This window comes from Stenotrophomonas sp. YJH_SMC_106-19 (genome assembly GCF_059368375.1).
The window spans coordinates 62,428-70,631 of sequence record NZ_JCAFRQ010000008.1 but is presented as its reverse complement, the minus strand read 5'-3'; the positions used below and the strand labels follow the sequence as shown (position 1 = coordinate 70,631).

The 8,204-nt window shown below is 67.1% G+C and carries 7 protein-coding genes; 2 read left to right on the top strand and 5 right to left on the bottom strand.

All coding sequences use genetic code 11. The features are described from left to right. Positions 1-582 precede the first annotated feature (582 nt). Complete coding sequence (locus AC5P5M_RS17870) at positions 583-1,773, top strand: benzoate/H(+) symporter BenE family transporter (protein ID WP_476342993.1); 1,191 nt, start codon at positions 583-585, stop codon at positions 1,771-1,773. On the opposite strand, the gene AC5P5M_RS17865 is transcribed toward AC5P5M_RS17870, so the two are convergent. The 5 genes from AC5P5M_RS17865 to AC5P5M_RS17845 all read right to left on the bottom strand — a co-directional run bounded on the left by AC5P5M_RS17865 (position 1,770) and on the right by AC5P5M_RS17845 (position 7,300). Beyond that, entirely contained in the window at positions 1,770-2,333 is a 564-nt protein-coding gene (locus tag AC5P5M_RS17865; RefSeq protein ID WP_495206220.1) for a DUF2628 domain-containing protein, read from the bottom strand. The two genes, AC5P5M_RS17870 and AC5P5M_RS17865, sit on opposite strands and share 4 nt — an antisense overlap. Beyond that, positions 2,330-4,495 (bottom strand): lytic murein transglycosylase, encoded by a 2,166-nt coding sequence (locus AC5P5M_RS17860; protein WP_495206219.1) that lies wholly within the window; start codon positions 4,493-4,495, stop codon positions 2,330-2,332. The genes AC5P5M_RS17865 and AC5P5M_RS17860 overlap by 4 nt, the downstream gene beginning before the upstream one ends. Positions 4,496-4,580: 85 nt before the next feature. After that, positions 4,581-5,555, bottom strand: coding sequence for an L-histidine N(alpha)-methyltransferase (gene egtD, locus AC5P5M_RS17855; protein ID WP_053520052.1), 975 nt, complete (start codon positions 5,553-5,555; stop codon positions 4,581-4,583). Next, complete coding sequence (egtB, locus tag AC5P5M_RS17850) at positions 5,552-6,823, bottom strand: ergothioneine biosynthesis protein EgtB (protein ID WP_495206218.1); 1,272 nt, start codon at positions 6,821-6,823, stop codon at positions 5,552-5,554. Before egtB ends, egtD begins: the two co-directional genes overlap by 4 nt. An 84-nt stretch (positions 6,824-6,907) precedes the next feature. Continuing rightward, positions 6,908-7,300, bottom strand: coding sequence for a YchJ family metal-binding protein (locus AC5P5M_RS17845; RefSeq protein ID WP_495206217.1), 393 nt, complete (start codon positions 7,298-7,300; stop codon positions 6,908-6,910). An 81-nt stretch (positions 7,301-7,381) separates the two neighbouring features. On the opposite strand from AC5P5M_RS17845, the gene AC5P5M_RS17840 reads away from it, so the two are divergent. After that, positions 7,382-8,161 carry a sulfite exporter TauE/SafE family protein gene (locus tag AC5P5M_RS17840; RefSeq protein ID WP_128987800.1) on the top strand — a complete coding sequence of 260 codons (780 nt, stop codon included), beginning with the start codon at positions 7,382-7,384 and terminating at the stop codon, positions 8,159-8,161. Positions 8,162-8,204 lie beyond the last annotated feature (43 nt).

The following is an 8,204-nucleotide window of genomic DNA, read 5'->3' as shown; positions in this document are numbered from 1 at the left end:
GTATCGCTTGCTTTAAAACAATTAATAGTTGCTTGATCAAACGTCTGCAAGATGGACAGTCATCCTTCCTGCAGGCGCCTTCACAAGATACCTGCGCATACTTTCAAAGATCCGGGGAAGTGGCCTCAGCGCCGTTCCCGTATGCCGCGAAGTTTCCTTCGTAGCGAGCCGCCCATTATAGCCGGCTTTTCCGCTTCGTCAACACCTTTTTCAAGGCCGTCGCACCGGGGTGGACGTTGTCGCCGGAGCTGCTTCGTCGTTGGCCCCGAGAGGCTTTCGTCGTTGCGAGCCGCCTATTATGACGGACTTTTCGAGTCCGTCAACACCTTCGTTCGATCATCTCGTCCGCTGGCGTGGCGTCGCTTCTGCGTGCTGCTTCCGGGGAAGCATCGCGCTGCAGCGAGGGAGCGAATTCTAGAGATCCTGCCGGATTCGTCAACCACTATCTTTCAGGACAATGACAGCGCTGGCGCTTGTGCCGGCCGGTGCGCGCACTCGATGCTCCCTGAGGCGTTGCCCGCGCGTTGCGCGGGCAACGCCTCAGGCGCTATCAATGCAGGGATGCACACGGGAGAGCAGGCAATGAGTACGCAGGTGCGCCACGGATGGTGGCGGGATCTATCGATGCCGGCGATCGTCGCCGGCTTCATCACCGTACTGGTGGGCTTCGCCAGTTCGGCGGTGATCGTGTTCCAGGCCGCGCAGGCGGTCGGTGCCGATCAGGCCCATATCGCATCCTGGATGTGGGCGCTGGGACTGGGCATGGGCGTGACCTGCATCGGGCTGTCACTTCGCTATCGGGTACCGGTGGTCACCGCGTGGTCGACGCCCGGCGCCGCGATGCTGGTGGTGGGCGCCGGCGGCGCTTCGCTCTCCGAGGCGACAGGCGCGTTCCTGCTTGCTGCGGCATTGGCAATGCTGGCCGGCTTCTCCGGCATCTTCGCCAGGCTCATGCAACGTGTGCCGATGGCGCTGGCGGCGGGCATGCTGGCCGGTGTGCTGTTGCGCTTCGGCCTGGATGTGTTCGTCGCAATGGACAGCCAGAGGGTACTTGCCCTGGCGATGTTCGCGACCTGGCTGGCTGGCCGGCGCCTGTTCCCGCGTTACGCCGTGATCGCGACCCTGCTGGTTGGCATCGCGGTCGCGGCCAGCCGCGGTCTGCTGCACGCGCAGCAGCTGCAGTTGCAGCTGGCGGTCCCGCAGTGGGTGACACCTTCCCTGTCGTGGACTGCCGTGGCAGGCATCGCCCTGCCCCTGTTCGTGGTGACCATGGCCTCGCAGAACATTCCCGGCGTCGCCGTGATGCGCGCCTCCGGCTACGACGCCCCGGTATCGCCGCTGATCGGCTGGATCGGCGTGGTCAACACGGTACTGGCCCCCTTCGGTGCCTATGCGCTGAACCTGGCCGCGATCACCGCAGCCATCTGCATGGGCCGCGATGCCCATGAGGATCCTTCCCGGCGCTATACCGCGGCGATGGCGGCAGGTGTGTTCTACATCGTCATCGGCCTGTTCGGCGCCACCGTGGCCGCACTGTTCGCCGCGTTCCCGCGGGAGCTGGTGGCCTGCGTGGCTGGCATCGCACTGTTCGGCACCATCGGCAACAGCCTGGCCAGCGCACTGGCGGTGGAGCGCGACCGCGAGGCGGCACTGGTCACCTTCCTGGTCACTGCGTCGGGGATGTCGCTGGCCGGTATCGGTTCCGCCTTCTGGGGGCTGGTCGCTGGCGCGCTGTGCCTGCTGGTCCTGCGGCCACGTGAGCCCCGCAGCTAGGCGCCGCCGAAGAGGTCCAACGCCTGCAGTGCGACGCTGAACGCGATGCCCAGGCCCAGGGCCAGGGCCAGCCGGCTGACGCCGCTGCGCCGGTCGATATAGGCCTCGACGCGTGCGCCGTCACCCGCGCCGGCCGCTTCGGCGCGGGCGATCACCGCCCTGCAGCGGCGCAGATAGAGCGCATTGGCCGCCAGTGACACTGCGATCTTCAAGGCCAACGTCAACCCCCATATCGCCGCGTCGTCCATTCCGGCCAGCACGATGGCGGCACCCCCCACCATGCTGATCAGGACGTAGGCCACCGCCATGCCGTACATACGCCGGTACAGCAGCCACTTGAAATCGAACAGGAACGCGGCCCAGTTCCAGGGACGCGGCCAGCCCGGCGGATCCCGACGCAGCCGCCACAACTCGGCATAGACAGCGAAGTTGTCGGCCACCACGCGGGCGAGCCGTGGATGACGGTCATAGACCGCCATTGCGGCGTCCAGGCTCGACGGCGCATCGCCGGCAACCGGCGCAGCGTAGGGATTGCCATCCGTGGCGGGATGTCCACTCACAGTGGCGAGCTGGACAAGGTCTGTACCAGCACGTGGCGACCGGCCGGTGCGATGGTGATCACGTCGGGCCCGGCATTGGCCGCTTCCAGGCAGACGTAATCGCGCCAGCCGTCTCCCACGTCGGCCATCTTCGCTGCCGCTTCCGCGCCAGGATTCCAGGCCACCAGCGAGCGGCTGCCTTCGGTACGGATCGTGATGCGACGCTTCAGCACCGGATCGCGCAGGACGTAGTGGCCATCTGCCCCGGTATAGATGCGGTCACTGCGGCCCGGGTCGCGCGGATCGCGCAGGGACCACGGGCCCTGCTGGCGCCGCGCCTGTGCATAGTTCTCGAACTTGTCCAGATACTCCAGCCCGTCCACGCCATCGACTTCGACCTTGCTGGCATCGCCCACGCGGAAGTAGTTGTGCAGCGCCTGGGTGATCGTCACCGGCACGGTGCCAGGATTGTCGGTCACCAGCTGCTGCCGTAGTTCACGGCCGATGCGCACGGTCATGGCCAGGCGCAGAGCGAGGTTGTCCAATGCAGGGGGAGCCAATACGAGTTCGATGCTGCCGTCGTCCAGCCGGCGGGCCTCCTTCAGCTCCCACGGCAGGGTGCGCACGAAACCATGCGCGGGCACATCGTCGCCTTGCCCCTGTCGCCCGAAATACGGCCAGCACACCGGGCTGCCGCCGCGGATGGGGGTCGGCAATGCGGCACGGCGTGGCGAAAGCCACAGCAGATCGGGCTGCCCCTTGGGTACGAAGGAGAGCAGCTGGCCGCCGAACACACTGATGGCTGCGGTGGCCTGGGGGGTTTCCACCAGCCAGGCATCAAGCCCCTGGAACTGGCCACTGCGTACGCCCTGGATCTGTTGCACGTTGGATCGACTCCGTATGGCCGGCGACTGCACGGCACTGTAGTTGCTGGGAAGCGTGAAGCGGGTGGAGGCCACCGCAGGCGGCGCCGCGCTCTGCAGCGCGCGCAGGATGCGTTGGCCGGCTCGTCCATCGGCCGTGCTCCATCCCAGGCGGCGCTGTTCGGCCTGGATCGCCCGGCGGCTGGCTGTGCCGATCATGCCATCAGCGGTACCGATATCATGCCCCCGCGCCAGCAGCAGGGTCTGCAGCTGACGGCGCTCATCACGGCCCAGCCCGGGGTCATCGGTCGGCCAGGCGGTGGCCAGGCCGCTGCCGCCGCGCAGGCGATCAGCCAGCGTCGCGATCGCCAGCGCATAGCTTTCGGCAGCGTTGTAGCTGTAGATCGCATCGTAGTTGCGGAACACCAGCAGGGCCGGCCCCTTGATGCCGGCGGGCAGCAGCAGTGCCGCCCGCGCGCCGGCAGCCAGACCCGCCGGAGCCAGCGCGCTGCCGTCCAGCGCTGTCACGCCCTGCGTACGCCAGTCAGCCAGTGACCGGCGTTGGGTACGGCCGGCCAGGCTGGTATTGAAGCCGTCGGCAACACGCACCTCCATGCCCCACGGTTCTCCCGTGCGCCAGCCGGCGCGCTTGAGGTAGTTGGCGGTGGACGCCAGTGCGTCGGGAATGCTGCCCACCAGGTCACGGCGACCGTCGCCATCGCCGTCGACGGCGATGCGTGCGTAGGTGCTGGGCATGAACTGCGTATGGCCGAACGCGCCGGCCCAGGACCCGGTCAGACCTTGAGCCTGCAGATCACCGCGATCGATCAGCGTGAGCAGGGCCAGCAGTTCGCCACGGAAGAACGCCTGCCGCCGGCCGGCGCAGGACAGCGTCGCCAGCGACTGCAGCAGCGGACGCTTGCCGAATACACGGCCGTAGTCGCTCTCCACGCCCCAGACGGCGACGATGGTGACCGGATCGACGCCATACTGCGCGGCGATGCGATCAAGCAGGTCGCGGTGCTGCTGCAGCATGGCCCGTCCATCGTCGACGCGCTGGCGGTCCACCAGTGCAGCCAGGTAGTCCCAGATCGGGGTGGAGAATTCGGGCTGCGCATCCAGCAAGCCGAGCACGCTGGGATCAGGACGCAGGTCGGCGGTGATCGCACCGAAGCGGTCTGCGGCAATGCCCTGGGTAGCTGCCGTTGCCTGCAGCTGTGCCAGACACCGGGTGAACGCGGGATCGGGCGGGGTCAGGTCGGGCGCCGTTGACGGCGCGGCCAGTGCCGCGGCCAGGCCGAGTGCGGTCAGGGTGGGCATGGCGTCCTCCGTGTTGCCGGTGCTGACACCATACTAGAGGCTGAGCGACCGGCGATGCTGAAGCAGTTGCCGGCCGTTGGCCTCTCTAGAGCGTACGCAGCAGCCGCAGGCCGTAAGCTGGACTGTCAGCGTCCCAGCGCTGCGCAACCTGCAGGCCGGCCTGCCGCACCAGCGCATCAAAGCCGTCATCGGTGTACTTGTGGCTGTACTCGACGCGGATCGCCTCACCGGCCTCGAAGTGGAAGGTGCGGCCATCGAGGTGGACGTCCTGTGCCCGCTGGCTGACCAGATCGGTCTCGATACGCAGACGTTCGGTGCTGTAACGGGCACGGTGGCGGAAGCCGTCCAGATCGAAATCGCTGCCCACCTCACGGTTGAGGCGGACGAGCAGGTTGAGGGTGAATGCCGCGGTGATGCCTTCGGCGTCGTTGTAGGCGGCTTCGATCAGCGCGGGGTCCTTGTGCAGGTCGATGCCGATCAGGGCCAGGCCGTGGTCACCCATGGTCTGACGCATGGCCCGCAGCAGGGCGAGGGCGTCCTCGCCGGCGAAGTTGCCAAGCGTGGACCCCGGGAAGAACAGCAGGCGCCGCGCGGGCTCGCGCTCCGGTGCGGGCACGTCCACCGGACGGGTGAAGTCAGCGCAGACCGGCAGCATTTCCACGTCGGGAAGCGCGGGAGCGAGGTGATCGATGCTCGACAGCAGCGCCGCCCGGGAGATCTCGATGGGGGTGTAGGCCACGGGATCCTGCAGCGCGGCTAGCAACAGCGCGGTCTTGCGACCACTGCCGCTGCCCAGCTCGACCACGTGCAGGCGCGGGCCCACCACGCGTGCGATATCCGGCAGCACCCGATTCAACAGGGCCAGCTCGGTGCGCGTGGGGTAGTACTCCGGCGTGTGGGTGATCTGTTCGAACAGGCGTGAACCGCGCGCATCATAGAAGTACTTCGACGGCAGCTGGCGCGCAGTGCGCGACAGTCCGGCCAGTGTGTCGGCGAGGATCTGCTCGCGGCTGGGCGTCAGATCGGTCAGCGCCTGCAGCGCATCCTGTACGGTGCTCACGGCAGATCCCTCGCCAGGCGCAGGCCGGAGAACTGCCAGCGCGCAGGTGGCATGAAGAAGTTGCGGTAGCTGGCGCGCACATGCCCGCGCGGGGTGGCACAGCTGCCGCCGCGCAGGACCCACTGCCCGCACATGAACTTGCCGTTGTACTCACCCAGATTGCCGGCGAACGGACGGAATCCGGGGTATGCGCCATAGGCGCTGCCGGTCCATTCCCAGACGTCGCCGAACAGCTGCCGCAGTCCCCCGCCCTGTGCTGCAGCAGGATGCAGATGATCGTCCTCGGCGAAATGGCCGGCGATCGGCTGCGACGTCGCGGCGGCCTCCCACTCGAATTCGCTGGGCAGGCGCGCACCGGCCCAGCGGGCATACGCATCGGCTTCGTAGTAGCTGAGATGGCACACCGGCGCATGCGCGTCGAGGTCGCGCCAGCCGCCGAGCGTGTATTCGCGCTGGAGGGCGTCATCCCAATAGAGTGGATGCTGCCAGTCCTCGCTTTCGCGCAGAGCCCAGCCCTCACTGAGCCACCAGCGCGGATCGCGGTAACCGCCGGCTTCGACGAAGTCCCGGTACTCCGCGTTGCAGACCGGTCGATCAGCCAGCATGTGGGCCGGCAACAGCACGCGATGCGGTGGCGATTCGTTGTCGTAGGCGAAGGTAGCGTGCTGTGGCCACGCCGGTGCGCCGACGGTGACGATGCGCTCGGGAGATTCGATCCAGCCCAGCGGACTGGCTACGCTGACGGCGGCGCGCAGGTCCTGGCGGTAGGGCGGATGCAGCGGATTGCACCAGAGCGCGTGCTTGATGTCGGTCAGCAGCAGCTCCTGGTGCTGCTGCTCGTGCTGCAGGCCCAGCTGGAGATGCTGCAGGGCTTCATCGTCAAGATCGCCATCGCGGAGACGCGTCAGCAGGTGTGCATCGACCTGCTGCCGGTAATCGAGTACCTGCTGCAGCGACGGGCGCGAGAGCAGGCCACGCTGCGGCCTGGCATGCGCCGGTCCAATGCTCTTGTAGTAGCTGTTGAACAGGTAGTCCCACGCGGGGTCACGTGCCGGTGCGCCGGATAGACCGGCCAGCACGAAGCGGTCGAAGAACCACGTGGTGTGCGCCAGATGCCATTTGCTCGGGCTGGCGTCCGCCATGCTCTGCAGCATGGCATCTTCGGCACTGAGCGGTTCGGCCAGCAGCACGCTGCGGGCGCGCGTCTGCGCATAGCGGTGGGCGAGTTCACGCTGCGGAGCAGCGACGGCGACGGTAGCGCTGTCCATGCAGCCAGCATCCAGCGGTGCGGGTGAGCGCAACGTCATGGCGTGACATCGCGCCGTTCACATCGATGCCGTCGCGTAACCGGTTCAGATCGCGTCGAGGTAGTACCAGCGTCCGTCGATGCGCTCGAACCGGCTGCGCTCGTTCATTTTCACCGCACTGCCGCCGCCCACCCGGTAGCGGGCGGTGAATCGCACTTCCGCATGGTCGGGCCCATTCACCTGGTGCTCGTGGACGGTCAGGCCAAGCCAGTGCGTCCGCTGGCCGGGCGCCTCGTCCAGTGACAGTTCGGCGGGACGGGTGGTCGGATGCCAGGTGGCCCGCAGGTAGTCGGCCAGACCACGTACGTACGCGCTGTAGCGCGAGCGCATCAGGCGCTCGGCGTCCGGTGCGGGCTCGCCGGCATGGAAGCGGCCGCAGCAGTCGGCGTAGTCCGTGGCGAGGCCACAGGGGCAGGAATCGGCAGGGTTTCGGCTCATGAGGGTATTGTCGCTCGAGTCACGTCGGGCATCCATCGGCGATAGGCGTATGCTGTCGCGCCCCCACATTGAATGATCCCCGTGCTGGAACTGGTTCCCCCCGAGTTGTGGTGGCTGGTGGTGATCGCCTTCATTGCCGGCCTGGTCGATGCTGCCGTGGGTGGAGGGGGACTGGTACAGCTGCCCGGCCTGTTCACCGTGCTGCCCCAGCAGACGCCGGCGATGCTGTTCGGTACCAACAAGTTCAGTTCGATGTTCGGCACGGCGGCGGCGGCGTGGCGCTATGCACGCAACGTGCGGTTCCCCTGGAAGCCGGTACTGTTCGCCGCGGGCACGGCATTCGTGTTCTCGTTCGCCGGGGCTACGGCGGTGAGCCTGCTGCCCAAGGATGCCGTGCGGCCGCTGGTGCTGGTGCTGCTGGTGGCGATGCTGGCCTACACCCTGTGGAAGAAGGATTTCGGCGCGCTGCACCGGCCGCAGGAGATCGGCCGGCGCGAACTGACCATCGCGCTGGTGATCGGCGCTGCGATCGGCTTCTACGATGGATTCTTCGGGCCAGGCACCGGCAGCTTCCTGATCTTCCTGTTCGTGCGCTTCTTCGGCCTGGACTTCCTGCGTGCGTCGGCCGCATCGAAGGTCGTGAACCTGGCGACGAACATGGCGGCGATCTCGTTCTTCGTGCCGACCGGCAACATCCTGTGGTTGTTCGCACTGCCGATGGCCACGGCCAACATCATCGGTTCGGTGGTCGGCACGCGGCTGGCACTGAAAGGCGGCACGCCGTTCATCCGCAAACTGTTCGTGGGCCTGGTGGTAGTGCTGATCGCGCGGATGGGCTGGGATACGTTCGGCGGTTCGTGAGGGACGTTATGAAATGGTAGGTACCAACCTTGGTTGGCACGTT